General features: G+C 54.9%; 23 protein-coding genes. 6 read left to right on the top strand and 17 right to left on the bottom strand.

The window, feature by feature from the left end; all coding sequences use genetic code 11:
* Positions 1-568: 568 nt before the first annotated feature.
* Complete coding sequence (gene tpx, locus ACW8F6_RS08735) at positions 569-1,066, bottom strand: thiol peroxidase (protein ID WP_491575474.1); 498 nt, start codon at positions 1,064-1,066, stop codon at positions 569-571.
* Positions 1,067-1,299: 233 nt separating this feature from the next.
* Here tpx and ACW8F6_RS08730 point away from each other — a divergent pair, with 233 nt between their 5' ends.
* Positions 1,300-2,193 (top strand): adenylate/guanylate cyclase domain-containing protein, encoded by an 894-nt coding sequence (locus ACW8F6_RS08730; RefSeq protein WP_491575473.1) that lies wholly within the window; start codon positions 1,300-1,302, stop codon positions 2,191-2,193.
* Positions 2,190-2,633 (top strand): RDD family protein, encoded by a 444-nt coding sequence (locus tag ACW8F6_RS08725; RefSeq protein WP_491575472.1) that lies wholly within the window; start codon positions 2,190-2,192, stop codon positions 2,631-2,633. Before ACW8F6_RS08730 ends, ACW8F6_RS08725 begins: the two co-directional genes overlap by 4 nt.
* 54 nt (positions 2,634-2,687) lie before the next feature.
* On the opposite strand, the gene ACW8F6_RS08720 is transcribed toward ACW8F6_RS08725, so the two are convergent.
* The 3 genes from ACW8F6_RS08720 to ACW8F6_RS08710 form a co-directional block, all read right to left on the bottom strand.
* Positions 2,688-2,873, bottom strand: a complete 186-nt coding sequence (locus ACW8F6_RS08720) for a hypothetical protein (RefSeq protein ID WP_491575471.1) — start codon at positions 2,871-2,873, stop codon at positions 2,688-2,690.
* A gap of 35 nt (positions 2,874-2,908) precedes the next feature.
* A complete protein-coding gene (locus tag ACW8F6_RS08715) occupies positions 2,909-3,955 on the bottom strand; it encodes a M15 family metallopeptidase (RefSeq protein WP_491575470.1) in 1,047 nt (348 codons plus the stop codon).
* Between the two features lie 299 nt (positions 3,956-4,254).
* The gene (locus ACW8F6_RS08710; RefSeq protein ID WP_491575469.1) at positions 4,255-4,917 is read right to left on the bottom strand and encodes an outer membrane protein; all 663 of its coding nucleotides are present in this window, start codon (positions 4,915-4,917) and stop codon (positions 4,255-4,257) included.
* Positions 4,918-5,032: 115 nt separating this feature from the next.
* On the opposite strand from ACW8F6_RS08710, the gene ACW8F6_RS08705 reads away from it, so the two are divergent.
* Both ACW8F6_RS08705 and ydiJ read left to right on the top strand, forming a co-directional pair.
* The gene (locus ACW8F6_RS08705; protein WP_491575468.1) at positions 5,033-5,779 is read left to right on the top strand and encodes a substrate-binding periplasmic protein; all 747 of its coding nucleotides are present in this window, start codon (positions 5,033-5,035) and stop codon (positions 5,777-5,779) included.
* 86 nt (positions 5,780-5,865) lie between these two features.
* Entirely contained in the window at positions 5,866-8,913 is a 3,048-nt protein-coding gene (ydiJ, locus tag ACW8F6_RS08700) for a D-2-hydroxyglutarate dehydrogenase YdiJ (RefSeq protein WP_491575467.1), read from the top strand.
* Between the two features lie 95 nt (positions 8,914-9,008).
* Here the strand turns inward: ydiJ and ACW8F6_RS08695 are convergent, their stop codons facing one another.
* Both ACW8F6_RS08695 and ACW8F6_RS08690 read right to left on the bottom strand, forming a co-directional pair.
* Positions 9,009-11,030 carry an oxidoreductase gene (locus ACW8F6_RS08695; protein ID WP_491575466.1) on the bottom strand — a complete coding sequence of 674 codons (2,022 nt, stop codon included), beginning with the start codon at positions 11,028-11,030 and terminating at the stop codon, positions 9,009-9,011.
* A gap of 13 nt (positions 11,031-11,043) precedes the next feature.
* Entirely contained in the window at positions 11,044-11,910 is an 867-nt protein-coding gene (locus ACW8F6_RS08690; RefSeq protein WP_491575465.1) for a crotonase/enoyl-CoA hydratase family protein, read from the bottom strand.
* A gap of 128 nt (positions 11,911-12,038) precedes the next feature.
* Here ACW8F6_RS08690 and ACW8F6_RS08685 point away from each other — a divergent pair, with 128 nt between their 5' ends.
* Both ACW8F6_RS08685 and ACW8F6_RS08680 read left to right on the top strand, forming a co-directional pair.
* Positions 12,039-12,653 (top strand): TetR/AcrR family transcriptional regulator, encoded by a 615-nt coding sequence (locus ACW8F6_RS08685; RefSeq protein ID WP_491575464.1) that lies wholly within the window; start codon positions 12,039-12,041, stop codon positions 12,651-12,653.
* A 65-nt stretch (positions 12,654-12,718) separates the two neighbouring features.
* Entirely contained in the window at positions 12,719-14,692 is a 1,974-nt protein-coding gene (locus tag ACW8F6_RS08680) for a VacB/RNase II family 3'-5' exoribonuclease (protein WP_491575463.1), read from the top strand.
* A gap of 66 nt (positions 14,693-14,758) precedes the next feature.
* Here the strand turns inward: ACW8F6_RS08680 and rpoS are convergent, their stop codons facing one another.
* The 11 genes from rpoS to pyrG form a co-directional block, all read right to left on the bottom strand.
* Positions 14,759-15,748, bottom strand: a complete 990-nt coding sequence (gene rpoS / locus ACW8F6_RS08675; RefSeq protein WP_491575462.1) for an RNA polymerase sigma factor RpoS — start codon at positions 15,746-15,748, stop codon at positions 14,759-14,761.
* 159 nt (positions 15,749-15,907) lie between these two features.
* Entirely contained in the window at positions 15,908-16,540 is a 633-nt protein-coding gene (locus ACW8F6_RS08670; RefSeq protein WP_491575461.1) for a peptidoglycan DD-metalloendopeptidase family protein, read from the bottom strand.
* A 254-nt stretch (positions 16,541-16,794) separates the two neighbouring features.
* On the bottom strand, positions 16,795-17,784 hold the full coding sequence (locus ACW8F6_RS08665) for a DUF368 domain-containing protein (protein WP_491575460.1): 990 nt from the start codon (positions 17,782-17,784) through the stop codon (positions 16,795-16,797).
* A gap of 15 nt (positions 17,785-17,799) precedes the next feature.
* Positions 17,800-18,441, bottom strand: a complete 642-nt coding sequence (locus ACW8F6_RS08660; protein WP_491575476.1) for a protein-L-isoaspartate(D-aspartate) O-methyltransferase — start codon at positions 18,439-18,441, stop codon at positions 17,800-17,802.
* A 140-nt stretch (positions 18,442-18,581) separates the two neighbouring features.
* Positions 18,582-19,601: a tRNA pseudouridine(13) synthase TruD gene (gene truD, locus ACW8F6_RS08655; RefSeq protein WP_491575459.1), complete on the bottom strand. Its 1,020-nt coding sequence runs from the start codon at positions 19,599-19,601 to the stop codon at positions 18,582-18,584.
* Positions 19,598-20,074, bottom strand: coding sequence for a 2-C-methyl-D-erythritol 2,4-cyclodiphosphate synthase (gene ispF, locus ACW8F6_RS08650; RefSeq protein WP_491575458.1), 477 nt, complete (start codon positions 20,072-20,074; stop codon positions 19,598-19,600). Before ispF ends, truD begins: the two co-directional genes overlap by 4 nt.
* 5 nt (positions 20,075-20,079) lie before the next feature.
* On the bottom strand, positions 20,080-20,757 hold the full coding sequence (gene ispD / locus ACW8F6_RS08645; RefSeq protein ID WP_491575475.1) for a 2-C-methyl-D-erythritol 4-phosphate cytidylyltransferase: 678 nt from the start codon (positions 20,755-20,757) through the stop codon (positions 20,080-20,082).
* A gap of 20 nt (positions 20,758-20,777) precedes the next feature.
* Complete coding sequence (ftsB, locus tag ACW8F6_RS08640; protein WP_491575457.1) at positions 20,778-21,080, bottom strand: cell division protein FtsB; 303 nt, start codon at positions 21,078-21,080, stop codon at positions 20,778-20,780.
* Positions 21,081-21,172: 92 nt separating this feature from the next.
* On the bottom strand, positions 21,173-22,462 hold the full coding sequence (gene eno / locus ACW8F6_RS08635) for a phosphopyruvate hydratase (protein WP_491575456.1): 1,290 nt from the start codon (positions 22,460-22,462) through the stop codon (positions 21,173-21,175).
* A gap of 55 nt (positions 22,463-22,517) precedes the next feature.
* Complete coding sequence (gene kdsA, locus ACW8F6_RS08630) at positions 22,518-23,366, bottom strand: 3-deoxy-8-phosphooctulonate synthase (RefSeq protein ID WP_491575455.1); 849 nt, start codon at positions 23,364-23,366, stop codon at positions 22,518-22,520.
* 31 nt (positions 23,367-23,397) lie between these two features.
* The gene (pyrG, locus tag ACW8F6_RS08625) at positions 23,398-25,026 is read right to left on the bottom strand and encodes a CTP synthase (RefSeq protein WP_491575454.1); all 1,629 of its coding nucleotides are present in this window, start codon (positions 25,024-25,026) and stop codon (positions 23,398-23,400) included.
* Positions 25,027-25,229 lie beyond the last annotated feature (203 nt).

The following is a 25,229-nucleotide window of genomic DNA, read 5'->3' as shown; positions in this document are numbered from 1 at the left end:
CGGCGAGTGCAGGCACCCCGGTTCGACAAACTGTGCAACAGTTTGAACGACCGCTAGCGAAGCCCCGCAGGGGTGGTAATAGCCCTTAGGCTATTACCATTAATCCGGCCGCCCCCTTCCCAAATAAGGTTTTCGCTCATTGAATCGCGCTTTTTGGACAGCACCTTTTGTGACTACCAGTGGCCGGCGAGTGCAGGCACCCCGGTTCGACAAACTGTGCAACAGTTTGAACGAGCGCCAGAAAGCCCCGCAGGGGTGGTAATAGCCCCTAGGCTATTACCATTAATCCGGCCGTCCCCTTCCCAAATAAGGTTTTCACTCATTGAATCGCGCTTTTTGGACAGCACCTTTTGTGGCTGTCAGAGACCTGCGAGCACAGGCACCCAAGTTCGACACACAGTGCAACAGTTTGAACGAGCGCCAATGAATGGCCATAGCACCTAATATCTATTGCCTTAGGCCCAACCACATTGGCTTATCCATAAAAAAGCCTCGACCACTGGCCGAGGCTTTTTAGGGGCTTGCATCTCCCTCGCCAGTGGGCGAGGGATAAGCTAGGTAGACTCAGTTAGGCCAGCGCGTTTAACGCAGCAGCGTAATCTGGCTCATCGCCTGTTTCAGCTACCTGCTGGGTGTAAATTACCTTGCCTTCTGCATCGATAACTACCACCGCCCGAGAGAGCAGGGTCGCAAGCGGACCAGTTTTAAAGGCAACGCCGTAGTCGTTACCGAAGCTGGAACGGAAACTGGAAGCAACGGTGACATTGCTAATACCCTCTGCGCCACAAAAACGACCGAGGGCAAACGGCAAATCCGCCGATACACACACAACTTCTACATTATCCAAGGCGGCCGCCTTGCTGTTGAACTCGCGCACCGAGGTGGCGCAAGTGGGCGTATCGATCGATGGGAAAATATTCAGCACAACGCGCTTGCCCGCTAAACCTGCCAGGGTGGCATCGGATAAATCGGCCTTGGCCAGAGTAAAAGCAGGTGCTGCGCTGCCAACTTCGGGCAAAGACCCTACAGTTTCAAAGGGGTTTCCATGCAGTGTCACTGTTGCCATTTCACTTCTCCTTTACGTTTCACGAATGCCCATTTTGTTCGGGCGCTTAAAATCGGGGCCTAGACCTCGGGGCTGCACCTGCCGCCAGAAGGACTGCAGCGGGCAGGATAGCAAACTCTGCTAACAGCTGTAGTCTATTTGGGGCTGCCGTGTTTAATTTTGTTGCCGAGTGGGTGAATTGTAACCAGCCGCACATGCCTTCATAATTGGCCCTTTCTGCCAGAGAGCGATTCATGCCAACTACACCGGGCCGCCGGGCCATCTTATTCGCCGATGTGTGCGGCAGCTCTCACTTGTACCGGGAGCTGGGCAACCACGCGGCTGAATTTAAGATTCGCCAGCTACTGCAGCGGGCGACGGTTGAGGTGCACCGACACCAGGGCAAACTGGTTAAGACCATTGGCGACGAAGTGATGGTGTGCTTTCAATCCAGCGACAGCGCCCTGCAAGCAGCCATAGCCATTCAGCGGCTAACCCAAGAGGGCGCCCTGCAATTGCGCATTGGCATCTGTTTTGGCGATGTGCTGATCACCGATGACGACATTTTCGGCGAAACGGTGAACGACGCCGCCTTCGTGGCCCAAATAGCCCGGGCAGAGGAAATCATTATCACTGCGAAGTTGTTTACTAGCCTCAAGGACACACACCAACAGCAGTGCCGAGAATTTGACCGCGTCGCCTTAAAAGGTGGCGCCGAGCGGTCGCTGATCTATCGGGTGCAGTGGCAGGCAGCCCGGGAGCTCCACAATGCCACCCAGGTGATGTCGCTTATGCACGTTACCCAACAGGTGCACAGGCAGTGCCTGCAATTGCATACCCCCAACGGCAGCGTCGATATATTACCCAGCCAAACGCCCTTTCACCTGGGCCGCGCCAGCAGTAATGCCCTGCAAACCGATACCCCCCTGGCCTCGCGCGAGCACTGCCATTTGCTGTACCGTAGGGGGAAGTTTGTGCTGGTGGACCACTCCACAAATGGCACCTATGTCACCCCCGAGGGTCAGCGAGAAATTTATTTGCGTCGCGAAGAACTGCCTCTTGATGGCTGCGGGCTGGTTAGTTTAGGCTGCCCGGCCGAACAAGCACCCTTTACCCTGACCTACACAAGCACACACGCACAGCCATGACCGAAGCTCAATACCCTTCCTTGTTGCGCCGTCTGGGCGCGATGCTTTACGACAGCCTGCTGGTGATTGCTGTTAGCATCGCCTACGGTGCAGCCTTTCTATGGGCCAAGGTCGCCCTGTTCGGCTACGCGCTGGCAGAAGGGGAGAAAGCCAACCTAGGCTGGCCTGGCTTTGTGGGCTGGATAGTTTTACTGGCACTCTACTTCAGTTTTTTCTGGATTCGCTCTGGACAAACACTCGGCATGAAAACCTGGCGAATAGCGGTGGTCAAACAGAGTGGCGAACGGCTGGATTTCGCCACTGCCCTGCTGCGCTGGCTGCTGGCGGTACTTTCGCTTGCGTGCGCGGGCCTGGGCTACTGGTGGGCGTTAATCGACAAAGATCAGCAGACCTTGCACGACCTGTTCAGCCGCACGCGCACACAACTGATCCCGAAATAGCGCTGGGAGTTACCGCAAGGACTCGGATTGGGAAATGTTTGAGCCACATTTAGTTTAATGGGCGCGAGTTTTCTGCTCGCCGCAGCGCTGACAACGGTACACAGTAACCAGCCGCCCTTGTTTTACGTCAAATTTATTGTCGGTCACCACCACCCACTTGTGAAAACCTTCGCGACACAGGGTTTTACCCTTAAACTTGTCTTTTAACTTGGGTTTTTTAAAGGGAATGACCTCGCCCATGGGTGCCTCTAACCGCGCGATGAACAGGGCTCAGTTTACACGACTTTAATGTGCCATGGCTCAAAGCGCACGCCCAGGCGATTGTCTTCGGTGTAGCGTATTTGGACATAGCCCAGATCTTGCATGCGTTTAAATTCGTCGGTTTGGGCAAATTTGTCGCTGAAATTTGCGATGCCCCAACCCACTTTACCTACGTCAAAATCTCCCACGCCGTGGAACGAATGCCCCGGTGGCGCCAGGGAGCGCGAGGCCTTTGAGAGATTGAAGTTGGACACCGCGGCCTTCGCCAAGAACAGGTGCATTTGCTTGACGTTACTGCGAATACCCGAGGTTAAAATAATACTTTCGCCAATGTCGCGTTTGAGCTTTTGGTAGTACTGCTCAGACTGCCCCTTAAATACATATTGACCACTGTAAGGTACCTTCAATACGTCGGCATCCGGAATCTGCGCGGTCAAATCCGGAATCACCTTTTCGCCCATAAAGCCGTACTGTTTGGCGTCGGTAAAAAATATCCGCTCGATAAAATCCAGCTCCACCTGGCTAAAGGCGCCTACCTGTGGAAAACGGTTGGCCACTTTAAACAGGTAGTCAAAACTGCAAATATTGTAATTGCCGTGCCCGATAAACGCTTCTGCTCGCTCTAAGCGCGTCAATACCGACAGCATTACGATACGCTCTTGCTCTGACAGGTAAATATCGTCGGCAAATTCTTGTTCGAAATTGCGCACCTTTTCCAGTATGCGATCCTGACTGCTCGGTGTCGCAATCGAGGTGCTGGCGACAGTTTTTTCCACAGTCTGCGGCGACTCGCCCACAAATGTTGGCGTTGGCTCACTGTGTGGTAACGGCGACACAGCCGGCGACGGTGCAGCGCTGGCAGCTGGCGTGGAATTACGGGCTGCAGGCGGCTGACCGGCGATGGCCAGTGCGCTTTCAGAATCCGATATATCGCCAGTGACTAGTGGGTCATTTGCGGTGGTTGGGCTATAGATATCTTGCGCGTGCTTCCAAAGCCACGCATTCCCCAGTGCAAACGATGATGCGGCAAAAAGGCCGGTAAGCAAGTCTCTTCGCTTCAAGTTGAGTCCTATTATTCCAGCGTGTTATCGCGACCGTCCGACCGCGCTCCTATCCCCGGGCCATCACACCCAGGCTCCCCTTGTATAAAGATAGAAGACACTTTGGACTTTCGCACAACCTTCAAAGAACAAAAAATACTATAAGGCCGCTCAAAAAACACACCGCCCCCTGCAACACCAGCTGCCGTCGGGGATACCGGCGGTTACCCTGAGGTTATCCACAGGTCTATCCCGTCATTTTGTGGATGGAAGGCATAAAAAAACCCGCAGACGCGGGTTTTTGACCTATGTGAAAAACTTTAAAGCATAAAGCCCACTTCTAAGCGACCTATGTCCACGCGCGCGTCGGAGCTGCCCAAGTCTAACCACAGGCCCGTGTAGCCGGCCCGGACAAACAGGTTGCGATTAAACTCATAGCGCAGACCAGCGCCGGCGCTGTAGGAGAATTCAGTGGCGTTATAGGTGTTGTAGTAGGATGAACAAACATAGCCATACCAGGTCCACCAGCAGCCTGTGGAGGGCAGCCCGGCGCTGACGTTAGTATCCACATAGGACCAGCCGAGCCCCGCTTGTACATAGGGCGTAAAAGCACCTTCCATAAAATGGTAGGTACCGTTCACCTGACCGCTATAGGTGGTTAGCTTATGGCTAATATCTACCGAATCACCGTCTGAATTGATTGCTGTAGCGTCAAATTTTGGGCTGTTATAGTCAGCCGCAAAGGAAAGATTCCAGTGATTGTCGAAGTTGTAACCCATGCCAAAACTCCAACCCACATCGGACGCCACTGACATTTGTGCGCCATTACTGCCCTTTGCATCCCAGGCGCCTAAATTATTGGCTCCCAAAGAGATTTCCATTCTACCCGCCCTATCCTTGTATAATCCGGCAAAACCCTGGGCGCAAACCTGTGTCGCACCCGTTATCAACAGTGCCAAAAAGGCTGTACCTATCAATCGCATCTATCCTTGCTCCTAGAGGTGGTTGAGCAGGCATTATAGTGCCTGCGCAATTAATCGCCAAAAAAACGATGCGCTAGAGCTATATATACCAAGAATGTTCACTAAAGGAGTTTGCGTGCGCTTACTAAGACGCTGGAGCACGACCTTGCTGGTCTTATTTAGCTTCGGCCTGACAGCCAGGGCCGAGTTGCCCACCGAGGTGCGCCTGCAAACGCTGGGACCCGATTCAGCTAATTTTCCCGGTTTGCTCAGCTATCAGGAGAACGAACTGCAGGGCCGCTACCCCCTCCTGTTTAAATGCGTCGGCGATCACCTGCACATTCACTTCAAGTTTACCGGTATGCCGTTTGTGCGTGCGCAGCGCAATGTGGAGGCCGGCGATGTAGACGGATTTTTCCCCGCTAACTTAACGGCCAGGCGGGATCAGTTTGCGGAACCGTCGGCAGCACTGATGGCGGATTACAAGGTGTTGCTGTCGCGCCCCGACTTCCAACCCAGTAACCCGCAACAGCTTTTGAGTTACGTAGGAGTCATGCGGGGCGCGCACTACGAGCTCGCGCTGGCGGAATCCTTAAACCATCCGATCGCAGTGGTCGACAGCTACGAGCAGCTCGCCCGCATGCTGCAAACGGCGCGCATTGGCGCACTGGTCGCTTCGGAAATGTTTATCGACGCCACCCTGAGTACCCAATCCGACATGTTGCCACTGACCCGTAAACGGCTGGAGCAGGCGCCCATGCACGCCTATTTCAGCAAGGCATTTCTGGCGCAATTCCCGGCGTTTTTGCCGGCGTTTAACCTGGCGCTGGACGAGTGCCGCGAGCCACCCGCCAGTGAAGCGCTGTTTAGCACGCCTTACTGAAGCCGTTGCACAGCATTGGCCAGCGCGCCACGAAATCGCTAAAATGCGCCCCCGAAACAGGATTGATTGCCAGTAGGCGCCCCAAGATGATTCCAGCTATTCGCACTACATCGCCCGTCCAGCAGCACTATCTGGACTTCATCGACGCCTTAAAAGCCGAGGGTTTCGCCGGGGAGCTGAACCCCGATTACGCCAATCGCACGGTGCTCTCTACCGATAACTCCATCTACCAAGTGCTGCCCCAGGGCGTGGTCTACCCGCGGCACACAGAGGACCTGCTGCTGATCACTGCACTGGCAGCCAAACCACGCTTTCGAAATATTGTGCTCAGCGCCCGTGGCGGTGGCACCGGTACCAATGGCCAATCGCTAACCGATGGCCTAGTGGTAGACACCTCCAGGCACATGAACCAAATTCTGGAAATCAATGTACGAGAGCGCTGGGTGCGCGTGCAGTGTGGCGTGGTCAAAGACCAATTAAACGCCGCCCTTAAACCCCACGGGTTGTTTTTTGCCCCGGAATTGTCCACCAGTAACCGCGCCACCATAGGCGGCATGATTAACACCGATGCCTCAGGCCAGGGTTCGTGCCTCTACGGCAAGACACGGGACCACGTACTTGAGCTGCACAGCGTTTTCTTAGATGGCAGTCACTGGGGCTCGCACCCAGTGGGCGAACTCGAGCTCAACGCCATCTGCGAACGCCAGGACAGAGTGGGCGAAGCGCACCGGGTATTGCGCGACATTGCCAAAGAACACGGGGCTGCCATTGCCGCTAAATTTCCCGCCTTAAATCGCTGCCTAACGGGCTATGACTTGGCCCACATTTACACGCCCGAGGGCAAGTTAGACCTAAACAGTATTTTGTGCGGTGCAGAAGGCACACTGGCGTTTATAACCGAGGCAAAGCTCAACCTGCTGCCTATCCCAAAGTACACGGCCCTGGTAAACGTGCTCTATCAAAATTTTGATGCAGCGCTGCGAGACGCTACCGAATTAATGCGCGCAGAACCCACCTCCATTGAAACCATCGATTCGCGCGTTTTTGCACTGGCCAAGAATGACATTGTCTGGCATTCGGTCAGCGACTTTTTCCCGCCGGTAGATGACCAGGTGGCAGGCATTAACTTGGTGGAATACACGGCCGACAGCGAAGCGGCGCTCGAAGAAAAGCTGGCCGCACTGAGCGCCAAACTCACCGCTGTGAAAGGCACAGCCAATAAAAACTGCGATTTTTCAGTGGTTCGCGGCCACGCTAGCGTTAATAAAATCTGGGGAATGCGTAAAAAAGCGGTGGGGCTATTGGGCAATGTAGATGGCGAGGCGCGCCCCATGCCCTTTGTGGAAGACACCTGCGTACCGCCCGAAAACCTAGCCGATTTTATTACCGAGTTCCGCGCGCTGCTCGACAGCCATCAACTGCAGTATGGCATGTTTGGTCACGTGGACGCCGGCGTGTTGCACGTGCGCCCAATTCTCGATATGAAAAACCCGGCGGAGATTGCCCGGGTGCGCGTCATTACCGACGCGGTTGTGGCGCTGGTGCAAAAGTATAATGGGCTTTTGTGGGGCGAGCACGGCAAGGGCTTGCGCAGCGAATATGCGCCGGCATTTTTTGGCGATCTTTACAGTCAGCTGCAGCGCATCAAAGGTGTCTTCGACCCCTACAACCAGCTCAACCCCGGAAAAATTGCCACACCCGACAGCAGTTTCGCGCTGACACCGCTCGATGGCGCGCCCACGCGCGGCGACGAAGACCGAAAGATTCCCGTGCAAGTATGGGAAGGCTATCGCGAGGGCATGTTTTGTAATGGCAACGGCGCTTGCTACAACTGGAATCCGAATGATGCCATGTGCCCCAGCTGGAAGGTCACCCGCGAGCGCATTCACTCGCCCAAGGGGCGCGCCTCGTTGGTGCGGGAATGGTTGAAGCAATTGTCCGAGCGCAACGTCGACCCTCTTGCAGTCGCCGCGCACAGCCGTAAAAAATCCTTCCTTGCACAGCTACCGGGGCGCATTAAAAATTCCCTGAATCGCGACTACGACTTCTCACACGAAGTGATGGCATCCATGCAGGGCTGCCTGGCCTGCAAATCCTGTGTTGGCCAATGCCCTGTTAAAGTAGACGTGCCCGAGTTCAGATCGAAATTTTTAGAGCTGTATCACAGCCGCTATCTCAGACCGCTTAAAGATTATTTTATTGGCGGCCTGGAATTAATGGTGCCAACCCTGGCCCGAGTGCCCTGGCTGTATAACAGCATGATGAAGTTTGCGCCCGTTAAGTTTTTACTGGACCGCGTCGCCGGCATGGTAGACAGCCCCTTGCTATCGGGCATTTCCATTGAAAAGTCTATTGCGGCTGCTGGCATTTTGTGGGCGACACCCGACAACATCGCACAACTTGGCGACGAGCAAAAAGAACGCGCAGTGGTTATCGTTCAAGATGCTTTTGTCAGCTATTTTGAAACACAACTGCTACTCGACCATTTGCAACTTCTAAAAGTGCTGGGCTTCACGCCCCTGTTAGCGCCCTTTAAACCCAATGGTAAACCGTTGCATGTACACGGGTTTTTAGCGCCTTTTGAAAAGGCAGCGCAAACCAACGCCGCCATGCTCAATCAGTTGGCCAACGCCGACATACCGCTGGTGGGTATTGAGCCGTCCATGACCTTGGCGTACCGGGCCGAGTATGTCAAAACGCTGGGCGCAGACAAGGCGCCGTCGGTAGCCCTTCTGCAAGAGTGGCTGGCAACCGCAGACTGGCAATGGCCAGCCGACACTGCGCACGGTGAGTCCGGATCAAAGCACCACTTTAAACTGCTGGCTCACTGCACGGAAAAAACCAATGCCGCCGCCAGCCTTAAAGACTGGCAGCGGATCTTTGAGCGGGCAGGAGCGGCCTTGCAGATTGAGGAAACCGGCTGTTGCGGCATGGCGGGTACCTATGGCCACGAAAGCCGCAACCGAGAAAACTCCGCCCGATTATTTGATATGAGTTGGCGCAAAGCAATCGAAGCGAACACAGAGGCACAACTGTTGGCGACCGGCTACTCCTGCCGCAGCCAAACTAAACGCGAAGCTGGTATTGCACTGCGACACCCTGCGCAAGCCCTGCTAGGCCTAATGACACAATAAAATCAGCCGACCTTTAGTCGAACGCGCCCAGTCGCCGTCTAAGCGCACTTGGGAGCATCTGGGCTCGGTGGTCTCCGAGCCCATCTCCCGCGGCATTAAAGTGCCGCAGCTAAACGCGTGCCCTGGTTAATTGCGCGTTTGGCATCCAGTTCCGCTGCCACATCGGCACCGCCAATTAAATGAACGGGCAAGTTTAAACCGGCCTCCAGTTCGCGGCGCGGCTCCTGCCCGGCACAAACGATTACGGTATCGGCCGGAATCAGTTGCGACTCGTCACCCACTTTAATGTGCAAACCCTGGTCGTCGATCTTAACGTATTCGCAACCGGGGACCATGTGCACGCCCTTGTGCTTCAACCCAGTACGGTGAATCCAGCCAGTGGTTTTACCCAGCCCGGCACCCACCTTGGACGCCTTGCGTTGCAGCAACCACACTTCACGTGTTGATGGCGCTTGCTGCTTAGGTACACCAGCCACGCCACCGCGCGCCTGCATTGACATATCGACGCCCCACTCGGCCATAAACGCTTCCACATTGAGCGATGTCGCTTGCCCAGAGTGCGTAATATATTCGGCTACGTCAAAGCCGATACCACCGGCGCCAATAATCGCCACTTTGTCACCTACCGGTTTACCGGCAAAGACATCCAAGTAGTTCAATACCTTGGGGTGATCGATCCCGGGAATCTCCGGCGTGCGCGGTGAAATACCGGTAGCCAGTATCACCGCGTCGTAGTCGCCATCGTTTAAGGCGGAGACATCCACACGGGTATTGAGTTGTACATCCACCGCTAACAGCTCCAAGCGGCGCTTGAAGTAGCGCAGAGTTTCATAAAACTCTTCTTTGCCCGGCACGCGCTTGGCAATATTGAACTGGCCGCCTATTTCGGCTGCAGCGTCGAATAATGTCACGCTGTGGCCGCGCTCGGCCGCCGTGGTAGCAAAGGCCAAACCGGCGGGGCCCGCGCCCACCACTGCAAATTTTTTCGGCTCAGTTGTTGGGCTAATTACCAACTCCGTTTCGTGGCAGGCGCGTGGGTTAACCAGACAACTGCTCATTTTTAAGCTAAACACATGATCCAGGCAGGCCTGATTGCAACCGATACAAGTATTTATCTCATCGGCCCTATTCTCTGCGGCTTTGTTAACAAATTCCGCGTCGGCCAGAAATGGGCGCGCCATGGAGATCATGTCGGCATCGCCACGGGCCAGCACTTGTTCGGCCACTTCGGGCGTATTGATACGGTTTGAAGTGATCACCGGTACACTTAAAGCTTTGCGAACTTTGGCGGTCACCCAGGTGAACGCAGCGCGCGGCACTTTAGTGGCAATGGTGGGAATACGCGCCTCGTGCCAACCAATACCCGTATTGATGATGGTGGCGCCCGCTTTTTCAATGGCCTGCCCAAGAGTAATCACTTCCTCGTAGCTACTACCTTGCTCTATCAAATCCAACATAGACAGGCGGTAAATAATAATAAATTCCGGCCCGACTTTTTCGCGCACGGCACGCACCACTTCCACGGCAAAGCGCATGCGATTTTCGTAGTCGCCACCCCAGCGATCGTCGCGTTTATTGGTATGGGTCACAATAAACTGGTTAATGAAGTAACCTTCACTGCCCATGATTTCCACGCCGTCGTAACCGGCTTTTTGCGCCAGTGCGGCACAGCGCACGAAGTCCGCGATTTGTTGATTAATGTCGGCTTCAGTGACTTCGCGCGGTGTAAAAAAATTGATAGGCGCTTGAATAGGCGACGGTGCAATCAGCTTTTCGGAAAAAGCGTAGCGTCCTGTGTGCAAGATTTGCATGCAGATCTTGCCGCCCTCTTGGTGAACGGCCTCGGTAATCTTGCGGTGATTCTGCGCATCGGCCTCGGTTTCCATGCCACCGGCGTGGTCGCTGGTGGCGCCCTCGCGGTTCGGCGCAAACCCGCCTGTCACGATTAAACCCACACCGCCGCGAGCGCGCTCGGCAAAATATACCGCCATGCGTTCAAAGCCGTTTTCCGCTTCTTCCAGGCCTGTGTGCATCGAGCCCATCAGCACGCGATTTTTAAGTTGTGTGAAGCCTAGATCCAGTGGCTCGAGTAGATGTGGATAGGTTGCATGTGCCATGAGTTCACTCGCTTTATTCAGTAATTTTGGGTTTATTCGGTTGTAGGTCTTCAAAGTTGGGGCTGCGCTTCTCAAAGGCCGCACCCATGGCTTCTAACACCTCGTGGGCGTGAAACATGCCGCTCTGCCAAGTGGCCGCGTAGCGTAAGCTGTCGGCCACGGCGTGATCGCGACTGTAATTCAACATCTCCTTCACACCGTGCACCGCCAGTGGTGATTTTTGGGCTATCGCTGTGGCCTGCGCCATTACCGCGTCCAGCATTTGCGCCTGATCGGGATAGACCTGATTCACAAAACCCCACTGCTTAGCTTCTTGCGCGCTGAATTTGCGCCCGGTAAACGCCAGCTCGCGCACCACGCCCTGGGGCATCAGGTGTGGCAAGCGCTGTAAGGTGCCCAGGTCGGCAGTAATGGCCAAATCGGTTTCTTTAATCGTGAAATAACTGTCTTCGGTGGCATAGCGGCAATCGGCGGCGGCGATCATGTCGATACCGCCGCCAATACAGCCGCCCTGCACCGCGACCAGCACAGGCATGCGCAGGGCTTCCAATTGGCTAAAACAGGCCTGTAACTCCAACACCCAACGCCGTATCAGTTCGGCGCGACGCGAGGCCTCTAATTGAAATTCGGGGCCGTTCAGGCCGGCAAATACCGCCAAGTCCATACCGGCGGTAAAGTGTTTGCCCGTGGAGGACATCACTAAAACCCGCACATCGCCGGCGGCATCCACCGCCTTTAGACACTGGGGCAATTCGCGCCAAAAAGCCAAGTTCATGGTATTCAAGGCGTCTGGCCGATTGAGCTGTAAATGAGCCACCTGCTGACTAACACTTAGCTTAAAGGCTTCCAGGCCGCTGAATTGCTGTTCCAAAGGGTGCATGGGGATTCCTTATTTCGAGGGTTGCCGCAACCAACAGGCGCCAAGTGCCTGCACCGTCCTACAACTTAACAGCGTCAAGATTAGTGTGCCATTTTGACAGTGTCAAGATTCGCTGCTAAATTCACGCCATGCCAAAATCTGCCAAGCCCTACCACCACGGCGATCTGCGCGCCAGCTTGCTGCGCGAAGCAGCCGAATTACTCCGCGACGCCGGTATCGACGGGCTCAGCTTGCGTCGGCTGGCCGATCGCCTGGGCGTATCGCGCACCGCGCTCTATCACCATTTCAAAGATAAACACGCACTGCTGTGCGCACTGGCGGCAGAGGGCTTTTCCCAGCTGGATCGGTTGATGAACGATTTGAATGTGTCGGAGGCCGACTCGCCGGCGTTGCGCTACAGCCAGTTTGCTCGCGCCTATCTCGACTATGCCAGCCAAAATCCCGCCCGCTATGGCTTGATGTTTGGGCATGCCTTGTGGCGCGAAAAACTTGCCGATGAACAGCTCAAGGCAACCGCCTACCGCTCTTTTCGGCTGCATGTCTCTGCCGTCAAACGCTGGCAGGCGGCGGGCATACTGCCAACCACTCACGATAGCTTACGCTTGACACAGGTTACCTGGGGCACATTGCACGGCCTGGCACAGCTCGTCATTGACGGCGTGTACGCCGATTCCAGCCACTTGGACGACATTTGTCGGTGCGTGGGCCAACTATTTTGTGGTGCCTCTAGCAGGCGGGGCTAAAAGCGAGCCCCCAGCAAACTCTTTTGTTATTATGTGCGCCCTGCTCACCTCAAGAGACATCTCCCATGCTTGATCCCTCAGCCCTGCAGCAACTCACGCAGCTGAAGCAAACCATTCGCGACAACAAAGACATCGCACAAGGCACTGTACGCGGAACCCAATCGCGGTTTGGTTTTGTTAATTTGGACGATGGTCGCGACGCTTTTCTGGCGCCCGAGCAAATGGATCGCGTACTACCTGGCGACCGAGTTCAAGTGGAGGTGACCGAGGTCACCGAGGGCAAGCAAGCGGGAAAATTTGAGGCCAAACTGGAAAAGCTTCTCGAAACTACCCTCGGTCGGTTTGTGGGGCGCTACACCGTGCGCGGCCAGGGCCATTTTGTCGCGCCGGATTTGCCACAACTCAGCCGGTGGATCTTTTTACCCCCCAAGGCGCGAAGGAATGCCAAACCCGGCGATTTTCTGCTGTGCACTATTGCCCAACACCCATTTCACCACCAAGGTAAAGCGCAGGCCAGAGTCGAGCGCATTGTGGGCAGCGATGACAAGCCCGGCATCGAAACGGAATATATGCTCGCTAAATTCGACTTGGCAGTGCTCAACCACGACGACCCTAAACAGTCAGACGAGAGCGTGCAAGTCTTGGCGGACCAATTGCCTCAGGCGATTGCCGACAGCGCACGAGAAGATTTAACGGCCCTGCCCTTCGTCACCATAGACAGTGCAACCACACAGGATATGGACGACGCATTGCACGTGGAAGCCAAGGATGATGGCGGCTTCAAACTACAAGTGGCCATCGCGCAGCCCAGCTGTCTGGTCACCCCACAGGAGCCGTTGTACAAACAGGCCCTGTTGCGCGCCAATACCTTGTATTTTCCCGGTAATCAAAAGCTCATGCTGCCGAAAGCTTTGTCGCACGAGAGTTTTTCACTGATTGCCGAGCAGCCGCGGCCGGCACTGGTGGCTAAGCTAGACATTGACGCCCAGGGCGCCATCAGCCAAACGCAGTTTTGTTTAGCGACCATTAAATCCCATGCAAAGCTGAGCTACGAGCAAATTGGACAGTTTATCGACGGCGAAAACAGCGCTATTCCCGAGGCACTGCACCAACCCGTTGCGCAACTCTATGCATTCAGCCAAGCCCGCCACCAATGGCGAGCAAGCCACTGCCTGATCATGGAAGACCGACCTGACTATTCCTTCACCCTGGATGACAACTTAAAAATTCAAGAAGTTGCAGTGGTTGCACGCACGCAGGCCCACCAAATAGTTGAAGAGTCCATGCTCGCTACCAATGTGGCAGCCGGCGAATTTTTCGCGCGCGAATCTTTACCCGCTATTTACTCTAGCCATGCGGGGCCCCGGGAAGAGCGGCTGGACACCATCAGGCAGATGCTGGCAGGCGACGAAGCACTGGCAGCGCTGGATGTCCAAAGCCTGGCAGGTTACGTGCAATTGGTGAAGACCCTAGAGGCCAAGGATCAGCAGCACCTGCTGTCTAACTTCCGCCGTCAACTGCAACCCGGCCAACTTTCTGGCGAGGCCAAGCCGCATCTGGGTCTGGGTTTTACCCATTACGCCACCATCACGTCGCCAATCCGCCGCTTTAACGACTTATACAATCAACTACTTATTGTCGCCTGGCTCACCGACCAGCCGCTACCCGCGCTGCCGGAGCAGGAGATTGCGCTGCTGCAAGATCGCGTAAGTCGCGGTCGCCAAGCGGTAAGGCAAACGGAGAGCTGGTTGCTTTGTCAATTCTTGGCCAATCAAATCGGCGCGGAGTTTGAGGGCAAGATCAGCATGGTTAACAGCGCCGGCATTGGTATCCGGTTGGTGGAAAACGGGGCTGAAGGCTTTGCACTGGTGCGCACAGGCGACTGCAAACCCGATTTCGATCCTATTGCACTCACGCTCACTTTACCGCCCACCGAGGAACAGGCACAAGCTCGCGTATTGCATCTGGATGCCTCGGTACGAGTAAGACTGGATGCCATAGAAAACGACACCCGCAAATTAAACTTTACGCTGCTGTAACCTCTACCAAATAGCAGGCAAAAAATAACCCGGCATGCCGGGTTATTTTTTATGGTTACGACACGGCTACATGGCGCTGAACAGTGCCTGGCCGTCGAGCCCCTGCTTCTCTAGAATATCGCGAAGCCGCTTTAAGGCTTCAACCTGTATTTGACGCACCCGCTCGCGGGTTAATCCAATTTCCCGGCCCACTTCTTCGAGTGTACTGGTTTCAAAACCCCGCAAGCCGAACCGACGAGCGATCACTTCGCGCTGCTTCTCCGTTAATTCACACAACCAGCCATCTAGACTTTCGTGCAAATCCGAATCCTGCAGCAACATAACTGGATCAGATTCCTGTTGGTCGGGGATCGAATCGACCAGCGCCTTGTCCGAAGAGGGCCCCATGGGCACATCCATCGAGGTGACGCGCTCATTTAACTTGAGCATGCGCTCTACATCGGCAACGGGCTTTTCTAACAGGTTAGCAATTTCGTCCGGCGTGGGTTCGTGGTCTAACTTTTGAGCCAATTCGCGCGCGGCTCGCAAATAGACATTCAATTCTTTCACCACATGAATCGGCAAACGGATAGTCCGCGTTTGGTTCATGATAGCGCGCTCAATGGTTTGGCGAATCCACCAGGTTGCGTAGGTGGAAAAGCGGAAACCTCGCTCGGGATCAAACTTTTCTACAGCCCGAATCAGGCCAAGGTTGCCCTCTTCAATTAAATCCAACAGCGCTAATCCGCGGTTGACGTAACGGCGAGCAATTTTGACCACCAGCCGTAGGTTACTCTCTATCATGCGCTTGCGTGCGCTCTCATCGCCTTTAAGGGCCTTGCGCGAGAAGTAAACTTCTTCTTCGGCAGACAATAGCGGCGAAAAGCCGATTTCATTGAGGTAAAGCTGGGTGGCGTCTAGCGTTTTTTGGTAGGAACCGGCCTCTTCAAAGGCACTGGTTAATCGCGTGGAATCACTTTTGCTTTTGGTGGCTGTTTTCAGCAGCTCTTCGGCGCCATGAACAGCGACTTCTTCTATTCCGTAGGATGCAATATCCCTGTTATTTTGTACTGCCATAGTTCTAGCCCTTTCTTCTCGGTTAGCAAAATCTAAGAAAGCCCTAACAGGCACTTCCCAAACCCTACACCCTTGACGGACTATTTAGCCTGCAGTTTAAGACTGCTTATCGTTTATTGGCTAAATGTCGGCTTGCACTTACTCCAGGCCCGGCTATTGTTATTTCCGCTTTGGTAAGAATTTCAGCGGATCTACCGGTTGTCCTTTCTGTCGTATTTCAAAGTGAAGCTTAGTGGTATCAGTACCACTTGACCCTATTTCGGCAATTCTCTGATTGCCTTTAACTTTTTCTCCTTCTTTTACCAGTAATTTGCTGTTGTGGGCGTAAGCACTTAAGTAAACCTCGTCATGCTTAATGATCAGCAGCTGACCATAACCCCTTAAACCATCACCGGCGTAGACCACAACGCCCGCACCGGCTGCATGCACAGGCTCGCCTAAACGCCCCTCAATATCAATCCCTTTATTCAAGCCACTAGTGGGAGAATAGTTGCGAATGATTCTCCCTTTCGCTGGCCACTGCCAGTGAACCGGCCCAGATATAGTAGCAGAAATGTCAGGAATGACAGGTTTAGAGGTGGGCGTTTTGGCCACTGGCCTCTGCGTTGTGGCCGAAGGTCTGGAACTAGATGAAGATGACTTGGCAGTCACACTTTTTGCGGGGCCCGAGAGGTAAATAATTTGGCCCGGATAGATGGTGTAATTTCGATCGATGCCGTTTCTTCGAGAAAGTTCTTTATAATCAACACCATAGCGCCACGCAATGGAATAGAGAGTGTCGCCTTTTTGCACAATATGCCGATCTACACCCTGGGGCACGCTAGGCCGAGTGCGATCGTGGACGGGTGCACTGCCCCCATTTGAAACGCAGGCGGAGAGAAAAAGGAGGGGGAATAATACAGTCAGCACTCGGCCAAGTTGGCCAAAAGTGCTCCGTCGTGTTTTACCTGCTATCCCCTGCAATCCCACAACCTAAACGCCGGCCTTATATTCGATTTAATAATTAACAGCTTAAACATATTAGAAAATTATCTAAATTCGATCGGTTAGTTTGTGAACGAATTACGTCCATCTTGGCCAATTTCAGATTTTCGAGAGGACTTACGTGCCATCAGGCCGGCGATCCACTCGATACCCCAAACCAGCAAACAGCCCAGCACCATCATAAACAAACAAGACAACCACTGAGAGTCCAATCCGGAGGCCGCTTCGAACTGTGCTGGCCATACATTATCTTGGATAAAGGGCACAGTCTCGCCTTTGCTGTTAATGCGCGTCGACATGACCTGTTTCCAGGGCCAGATCACACTCAGCGAGCCGAATAAAAACCCCGTCAGCACAGCCAGGGTTTGAGAGCGAAAATGTCCCAACAACCAACCCAGCACATGGGAAAACAGTAGCAGCCCCGTCACACAGCCGGCCATAAAATAGCCCAACATAATCAAGTCCGGCGTTTTTAAGGCGTGTAGAAACAGCGGATAGGCGCCGATCAACAACAGGATGAAGCTGCCGGATATGCCGGGCAATATCATGGCGCAGATGGCCAAGGCACCGGCAAAAAACAGCATCCAGTCGTGCGGTGGGAACTCCGTAGGCCGCACGATGCTCACCCCCCAGGCAAAGATCAGCCCGGCCAGTAAACAGGCCACCTCCAAACCACCGCGCCGCTCCAACTGCCGGAACATGTACACCGAGGACGCGAAGATCAATCCAAAAAACAGCGACCAAACAAGCAGTGGGTAGGTCGCCAAGCAGTAGCTGATAATACCGGCAAAGGTAAACAGACTAGTGGCGATGCCCGCCACCACGGCCAACAAAAAATTGCCGTTGATAGCCCGCCAGGCACTGCCCGGCCCCTCGCGGAACAACAGCGCCAGCGTTGCAGGTCGAATGCTGCGAAGTGCGTTTAGAAATTCATCGTAGATGCCGGTCACGAAGGCGACAGTGCCGCCGGAAACACCCGGTACAACATCGGCGGCCCCCATGGCCATCCCTTTGATAAAGACAGGTAAATAACGTCCAACGACTGCTTTCATGTGGAAGCGTTCCTTTTAGCGCGTGGTACCCGATAACAAAGGCACAAATTTAACCGGTTCAATACTGCGGGTGACAAAGGTATCGCTATCGCCATCGCGCATAATCAATTGTAACTCCTGCTGCTCGCCGCCTACGGGAATGACCAACACGCCATTGGGCGCCAACTGTTGCTTAAGGCCTTCGGGCACCACCCGCGGTGCCGCGGCGCTCAAAATGGCGTCAAAGGGCCCCTGCTCCGGCCAGCCAAAGCCCCCGTCCGCATGGCGTAGCAACACGTTTCGCACACCCAGGGTCCGCAGTCGCTCGCGCGCCTTGTCCTGCAGCGGCTTGACACGCTCCACGCTGTAGAGCTGCTTAACCAACTGCGCCAGCACCACGGTTTGATAGCCAGAGCCAGTACCTATCTCGAGCACCTTATCGAGTCGCGCAGCCGCGCCCACCAGCAACTCGGTCATGCGGGCAACGATATAGGGTTGGGACAGGGTTTGACCAAAGCCAATGGGCAGCGAGGAATCTTCATAGGCCCGGTGCGAGAGCGCCTCGTCTAGAAAAATGTGGCGCGGTGTATTGCGAATGACATCCAATACCTGCTCGCTGGAAACGCCTTGGTCCATCAGGCGTTGGATAAGTCTTTCACGGGTGCGCTGGGACGTCATACCGACGCCCTGCAATAACAAATTGGTCACGCAATGATCCCCACTAGTCCTGCTTATTCTTTTGGGCCGGCTGGCGGCCTTTAGCGCTGTGAACTATATCACAGCGCCATTCATGTTCGTCCCACACCTGGGTGTACTTGTCATTGCGGCTCGGTGTCTGGGCTGTGCAGGCAACACACCTCGCGCAGCACCGACGTGGCAAACTGGCCCGGCGGCAGCGCAAAACTCAGCACCAGGTCACTGGTCTCCCAGCGCCAGCTAAACTCGCTCGGTTGCAGCACTAAGGGCCGACGCTCCTGACTTAAGCCCGCGTGTTCCAAGCCGTCACACCAGTCGCTCCAGCCTGACAATTGTTGCGCTTCCAAGGCCAATAAGTCGCCACTTGCGGCCGAGCGCCCGCGCCCCCACAGAGGGCCGGTTGGCACAGATTCGGGCTCGCCGGCCATGGGGGTCTGCCAACACTGCAGACGCACGCGCTCGGCCAAAACCAGATTAAACAACCAACTGCGCGCCGCCGATAACACCATGCCCTTAGGGCTGCTGCCAGTGGGCTTTTTTCGTCCGCCTTTTCCTTTGCCTTTGCCTCTGCGCGCCCGCTCCAATTGCGCATTTTGCAACAACTCGTCAACCGCAAGTAGATTGGAAGCGGCGCGGCCAAAGCGTTGTTCGCCAAAGTAATTGGGAACACCTCGGTCACCGATGGCGCGCAGTCGCTCGGCGACCTGTTCTGGATCGCCGCGACAGTCGCGCAGGCGAATAATAAATTGGTTGGCCTGATGTTCACCACGTCGCAACTTGCGCGTGTGGCGCGTCTGGCTCAATAACTGGCAATTGTCGCTGTTCAGCTCTGCCCAATTCACCGGAGCCTGAGCGGGCAGGTATACACTGAACCACTGACGCGTAACCGCTCGCCTGTCTTTCAAGCCGCAGTAGCCAACATCCATGGGTTGGACACCGGCCAGCCGGGCAATCTGCTTGGCGATCCAGGGCGTGTTGTCGTCGCGCTTAAGCACCTCAAGCAGCACATGCTCACCATCGCCGGCAGGCGTAAACCCCAATACCTCATTGACCACAAAATCTTCGCACTCTGTGCGAAAATTTGCCTGTGCACTAGGCTCGCCATGGGCAAAGGGGAAATGTAAATCGAACTCGCGGCTCAAAGCGCTGGCTCCAGCAACACCACCGCGTAGCAGGCAATTCCTTCTTTGCGACCGATAAATCCCAGCATTTCCGTGGTGGTTGCTTTCACATTCACCTGCGCTACCGTGGCTTGTAAATCTTCGGCAATATTTTCCACCATCCGCGGGATGTAGGGTGCCATTTTAGGTGTCTGTGCGACGATCGTCATGTCGGTATTGGCCAACTTGAAACCCATCGCTTTCACTTTGGCGAACACCATACGCAAGAGCGCGCGACTATCGGCATTTTTAAACTGAGCATCTGTGTCGGGAAAGTGCTTGCCAATATCGCCCAGCGCACAAGCTCCTAGCAGTGCATCGGCCAATGCGTGCAACAAGACGTCGCCATCTGAGTGCGCGATCAGCCCTCGCGTATGGGGTATAACCACGCCACCCAGTACAATTTTATCGCCGTCGCCAAAGGCGTGGACATCGTAACCTTGCCCTATTCGCATGGAAGTTAACTCTTGTGTTGCGCCTGAAGAATGAGTTCTGCCAATGGCAGGTCTTCAGGCCGGGTTATTTTAAAGTTGTGGCTGGGGCCCGGCACAACCTGCGCGCGAAAGCCGGCGGCCTCCATAGCGCTAGCTTCATCGGTCACGGCCTGGCCCGCGGCGCGCGCTGCCAGTAGCGCCTGCAATAGCGATTGCGCCGGAAACAGCTGCGGGGTTTGCGCCGCCCACAGCCCCTGGCGATCTTGTGTTTCTATAATTTGCTGGCGGTCGTCTACGCGCTTCAGTGTATCGGCCACCGGTGCAGCCAGAATGCCACCACCTGATTGACTGGTAATAGTTTCAATAAAGCGATTGAGTTGCGCCACCGTTAAACAGGGGCGAGCGGCATCGTGCACCAGCGCCCAGTGATCGGGGCCAAGTACTGGCGCCAAGGATTGCAGTGCATGGATGACAGAGTCGGCCCGCTCAGCGCCGCCGATCACCGTGGCAATGCGCGCATCGGCAGCAATAGGCAGTGTCGCAAACCGGGAGTCCTGCGGGTGCAGTGCTACCACCACGCCGGCCAGGTACTGCGCGTGCAGCAAGCGCGTCAGCGTGTGCTCTAAAACTGTTTTACCTGCCAGTGACAAGTATTGTTTTGGTACATCAGCCGCCATGCGACTTCCGATGCCCGCGGCGGGCACAATGACCCAGATAACCGGCACTATTGATTACCCTTAGGTGCAGTGTTCTGCTGTGGCTCGACCAACATATAAAAGGTCTCGCCGTCTTTTATCATGCCCATCTCTAAACGCGCGCGCTCTTCGACAGCATCCAGCCCGGATTTCAATTCATTAACTTCCACCGCCAGTACCCGGTTGCGCTCGCGCATCTTGTCGTTTTCAACCTGCTGGCGCGCGATGGCCTCCTCGAGTCGAGCAACCTCGGCGAAACTGCCTTCGCCCACCCAGAGGCGATATTGCAGCGCAGCCAACAGCGCTAACAGAACAGGGAGAAGCCACTTCATCTTTGCATCAACATGGTTTTAGAAGCCCAAGCTTAAACGAAAAACGGGTAGCGAGGTGATGCCTGCGCTACCCGTCGTCTTCAAGCGAGTCGCTACGCCTTAAATTCGGCGCGGCCGCGATAAGGCGCCGCTGCACCCAGTTCGGCTTCAATGCGAATCAAGCGGTTGTACTTGGCGACGCGATCGGAGCGACACAGAGAACCGGTTTTGATCTGACCTGCGGCGGTCGCCACAGCCAGGTCGGCAATGGTGGTGTCTTCAGTCTCGCCGGAGCGGTGAGAAATTACGGCAGTGTAACCCGCATCCTGCGCCATTTTGATGGCGTCCAGTGTTTCAGACAGCGAACCAATCTGATTGAACTTGATCAGAATAGAGTTGGCAATTTTCTTTTCGATACCTTCACGCAGAATTTTGGTCTTGGTCACAAACAAATCGTCGCCTACCAGCTGTACTTTTTTGCCCGCTTTATTCGTCAGGTCGGCCCAGCCATCCCAATCACTTTCGTCCATACCGTCTTCGATAGACAGAATGGGGTACTTGTCGGCCAGCGCCGTCAGGTAGTCGGCAAATTCAGGGGCGCTGAATACTTTGCCTTCGCCTGACATATTGTACTTGCCATCTTTGTAGAATTCGGACGAGGCGCAGTCCAGCGCCAGGGTAATTTCTTCGCCCAGCTTGTAGCCCGCCTTCTCAACGGCTTCGGCAATAACCTGCAAGGCCGCTTCGTTCGACGGCAAATTGGGGGCGAAGCCACCCTCATCGCCCACGGCAGTGCTCAAACCGCGCTCGCTCAACACCTTTTTCAACGCGTGGAAAATTTCCGCACCCTGGCGCAAGGCTTCAGTGAACGTGGCTGCCTTAACAGGCTGGATCATAAATTCCTGAATATCGACGTTGTTGTCCGCGTGCTCACCACCATTGATGATATTCATCATGGGAACGGGCATGGTGTACTTACCGGGCGTACCGTTGACATCGGCAATGTGTGCATACAAAGGCACACCTTTGGCCTGGGCCGCCACTTTGGCGGCGGCCAGTGACACCGCCAGAATGGCATTGGCGCCCAGCTTGGACTTGTTCTCGGTGCCATCGGCTTTGATCATGGCGTCATCCAAGGCGCGCTGATCGGTCACATCCATACCCACCAACAGGCCTTTAATGGTGTCGTTGATGTTGGCAACAGCTTTAAGCACACCTTTGCCCAGGTAGCGCGACTTGTCGCCATCGCGCAACTCCAGCGCTTCGCGCGAGCCGGTGGAGGCACCGCTGGGTGCGCAAGCGCTGCCAACCATGCCATTTTCAAGGACTACGTCCGCATTGACGGTGGGGTTGCCGCGGCTATCCAGTACTTCAAACGCGCGAACGTCAACAATCTTTGTCATCTGTGTAAACTCCAGCTGTAATTCCGTAGGTTGTGGTTAAAGCCTCTGTGGACTCTTAATCAATGTTTAAATCGGCAAAGTTCTTTACCAAATCATCCACCGCTTTCACTTGCGCCAAGAAAGGCTCAAGTTTATTCAATGGCAATGCACTCGGTCCGTCGCACTTGGCGCTGTCTGGGTCGGGGTGCGCCTCTAAAAACAAGCCGGCCAAGCCCAACGCCATGCCGCTGCGAGCCAGCTCTGCAACCTGCTGCCTGCGCCCGCCAGACGCTGCTCCCGAGGGGTCGCGACACTGCAGTGCGTGGGTGACGTCGAAGATGACCGGCGCACCGCCGCTAACCTCTTTCATAGTGCGAAAACCCAGCATGTCTACGACCAAATTGTCGTAGCCAAAACAGGTGCCGCGGTCACACAAAATCACCTGTTCGTTGCCGCACTCGCGAAATTTTTCCACAATGTTTTTCATCTGCGAAGGGCTCAGAAATTGTGGTTTTTTGATATTGATCACCGCGCCCGTTTTCGCCATTGCTTCGACCAGATCTGTCTGGCGCGCGAGAAAAGCGGGCAATTGAATGACATCAGCCACTTCGGCCACCGGCTGGCACTGATAGATTTCGTGCACATCCGTGATCACTGCCACCTTGAAGGTGTCTTTAATTTCCTGAAATATTTTCAAGCCCGCGTCCATACCCGGACCCCGGTACGAGTGGATCGACGAGCGATTCGCCTTGTCGAACGACGCCTTAAAAACGTACGGAATGCCCAGCTTCTCGGTGGCTTGCACGTAGCTCTCGGCCACTTGCATCGCCATATCGCGCGACTCCAGCACATTCATGCCGCCAAACAATACAAAAGGCGCATTGTTTGCCACGGTCAGGCTGCCAACATTTATCGATTTACTCATGCCTCAAATTCCTAAAAATAATCTACTCAGCTTACGCTTTGCCACTGTGTTTAATGGCCGCCTGAATATAGCTGGTAAAGAGCGGGTGCCCTTCGCGTGGCTTAGAGGTAAATTCCGGGTGGAACTGACAGGCCACAAACCACGGGTGGTCTTCAATTTCAACGGTTTCTACCAATGTGTCATCCGCCGACCAGCCGCCGATTTTTAGGCCCGCCTTCTGCAGTTGATCCACATAGTTATTGTTAACTTCAAAGCGGTGGCGGTGGCGCTCGACTATCACATCGGCATTGTAAATATCGCGGATGCGCGAGCCCGCCACCAACCGGCACTCCTGTGCACCCAGGCGCATGGTGCCGCCTAAATCGGAAGACTCATCGCGGGTTTCGCGCTTGCCCTCTTTGTCGATCCACTCGGTGATCAGGCCCACCACTGGATGCTCGGCCTTTTTGTTAAATTCAGTGGAGTTTGCGCCTTCCAGGCCAAGCACGTTGCGTGCAAATTCAATCACCGCCGATTGCATGCCCAGGCAGATGCCCAAATAAGGCACTTTGTTTTCGCGCGCGTAGCGCACAGACATTAATTTGCCCTCGACACCGCGCTCGCCGAAGCCGCCGGGCACCAGAATGGCATCGGCCGATTCAAGTAACTTGGTACCTTGTTTCTCTACGTCTTCTGCGTCTATGTAGTTAACATTGACTTTGGTTTTGGTGTGAATGCCGGCGTGGCTCAGCGATTCATTCAGCGATTTGTAGGCGTCCAGCAAATCCATGTATTTGCCGACCATAGCCACGGTAATTTCGCGCTCGGGGTTCAGCTTGCCATCGATCACACTGTCCCATTCGGACAAATCTGCCGGCGGGCAATCCAGGCCAAAACGCTCGGCCACAAAGTTATCCAGACCGTGGGCCTGGAGCAGACCGGGAATTCGATAGATCGTATCGCAATCGGGCAGCGGTACCACCGCGCGGGCCTCGACGTTGGTAAACAATGAAATCTTGCGGCGCGAGTCTTCGTCCACTTCCACCTCTGAACGGCACAGCAGCACATCGGGCTGCAAGCCAATGGAGCGCAATTCTTTGACGGAGTGCTGGGTGGGCTTGGTTTTAGTTTCACCGGCGGTGGCGATATAGGGTACCAGCGTCAGATGAATGAGCAGTGCGCGGTTGGAGCCCAGCTCCACTTTCAACTGGCGCACGGCTTCCAGGAAGGGTTGCGATTCGATATCGCCCACGGTACCGCCAATTTCCACCAGCGCGATGTCGTAATCGGCACCGCCTTCGAGCACCCGACGTTTAATTTCATCGGTGATGTGCGGGATCACTTGCACAGTGCCGCCCAGGTAATCGCCCCGGCGCTCTTTGCGCAATACGGTTTCATACACCCGGCCAGTGGTGAAGTTATTGCGGCGGGTCATCTGGCTTTTCAAGAAGCGCTCGTAGTGACCCAGATCCAAATCTGTTTCTGCGCCATCGCTCGTCACATACACTTCACCGTGCTGGAAGGGGCTCATGGTGCCCGGGTCGACGTTGATGTAGGGGTCCAGCTTCATGATGGTGACTTTTTGGCCACGGGCTTCGAGAATGGCACCCAAAGAAGCAGAGGCAATACCCTTGCCTAATGATGAGACAACGCCACCGGTAACGAATATATAACGGGTCATGAGAACCTTTTTCCAGAACAAAGTGCAGCAGTGCTGCGGTGTTTAAAGACAGCTGGCCAGGCTCCCAGACACCTTGCATGACGGGGCCATAACCTGGGCTGGCCCACACCACACAAATGCACAAAACGCCAGAAAGCCTCACCGTTATCCGGTGCTTTCCGACGAACAATTGCGACTGGGGGGATTAGAGAGCCACCACCCTT

The organism is Simiduia sp. (assembly GCF_058345725.1).
The sequence above is the reverse complement of the archived record's forward strand: the minus strand, read 5'-3'. Positions and strand labels throughout refer to the sequence as shown.

Bases quoted from the DNA above. Each gene is read 5' to 3' on its own strand.
- tpx (WP_491575474.1), bottom strand. From the start codon at position 1,066: ATGGCAACAGTGACACTGCATGGAAACCCCTTTGAAACTGTAGGGTCT.
- ACW8F6_RS08730 (WP_491575473.1), top strand. From the start codon at position 1,300: ATGCCAACTACACCGGGCCGCCGGGCCATCTTATTCGCCGATGTGTGC.
- ACW8F6_RS08725 (WP_491575472.1), top strand. From the start codon at position 2,190: ATGACCGAAGCTCAATACCCTTCCTTGTTGCGCCGTCTGGGCGCGATG.
- ACW8F6_RS08720 (WP_491575471.1), bottom strand. From the start codon at position 2,873: ATGGGCGAGGTCATTCCCTTTAAAAAACCCAAGTTAAAAGACAAGTTT.
- ACW8F6_RS08710 (WP_491575469.1), bottom strand. From the start codon at position 4,917: ATGCGATTGATAGGTACAGCCTTTTTGGCACTGTTGATAACGGGTGCG.
- ydiJ (WP_491575467.1), top strand. From the start codon at position 5,866: ATGATTCCAGCTATTCGCACTACATCGCCCGTCCAGCAGCACTATCTG.
- ACW8F6_RS08695 (WP_491575466.1), bottom strand. From the start codon at position 11,030: ATGGCACATGCAACCTATCCACATCTACTCGAGCCACTGGATCTAGGC.
- ACW8F6_RS08690 (WP_491575465.1), bottom strand. From the start codon at position 11,910: ATGCACCCTTTGGAACAGCAATTCAGCGGCCTGGAAGCCTTTAAGCTA.
- ACW8F6_RS08685 (WP_491575464.1), top strand. From the start codon at position 12,039: ATGCCAAAATCTGCCAAGCCCTACCACCACGGCGATCTGCGCGCCAGC.
- ACW8F6_RS08680 (WP_491575463.1), top strand. From the start codon at position 12,719: ATGCTTGATCCCTCAGCCCTGCAGCAACTCACGCAGCTGAAGCAAACC.
- rpoS (WP_491575462.1), bottom strand. From the start codon at position 15,748: ATGGCAGTACAAAATAACAGGGATATTGCATCCTACGGAATAGAAGAA.
- ACW8F6_RS08665 (WP_491575460.1), bottom strand. From the start codon at position 17,784: ATGAAAGCAGTCGTTGGACGTTATTTACCTGTCTTTATCAAAGGGATG.
- ACW8F6_RS08660 (WP_491575476.1), bottom strand. From the start codon at position 18,441: ATGACGTCCCAGCGCACCCGTGAAAGACTTATCCAACGCCTGATGGAC.
- ispF (WP_491575458.1), bottom strand. From the start codon at position 20,074: ATGCGAATAGGGCAAGGTTACGATGTCCACGCCTTTGGCGACGGCGAT.
- ftsB (WP_491575457.1), bottom strand. From the start codon at position 21,080: ATGAAGTGGCTTCTCCCTGTTCTGTTAGCGCTGTTGGCTGCGCTGCAA.
- eno (WP_491575456.1), bottom strand. From the start codon at position 22,462: ATGACAAAGATTGTTGACGTTCGCGCGTTTGAAGTACTGGATAGCCGC.
- kdsA (WP_491575455.1), bottom strand. From the start codon at position 23,366: ATGAGTAAATCGATAAATGTTGGCAGCCTGACCGTGGCAAACAATGCG.
- pyrG (WP_491575454.1), bottom strand. From the start codon at position 25,026: ATGACCCGTTATATATTCGTTACCGGTGGCGTTGTCTCATCATTAGGC.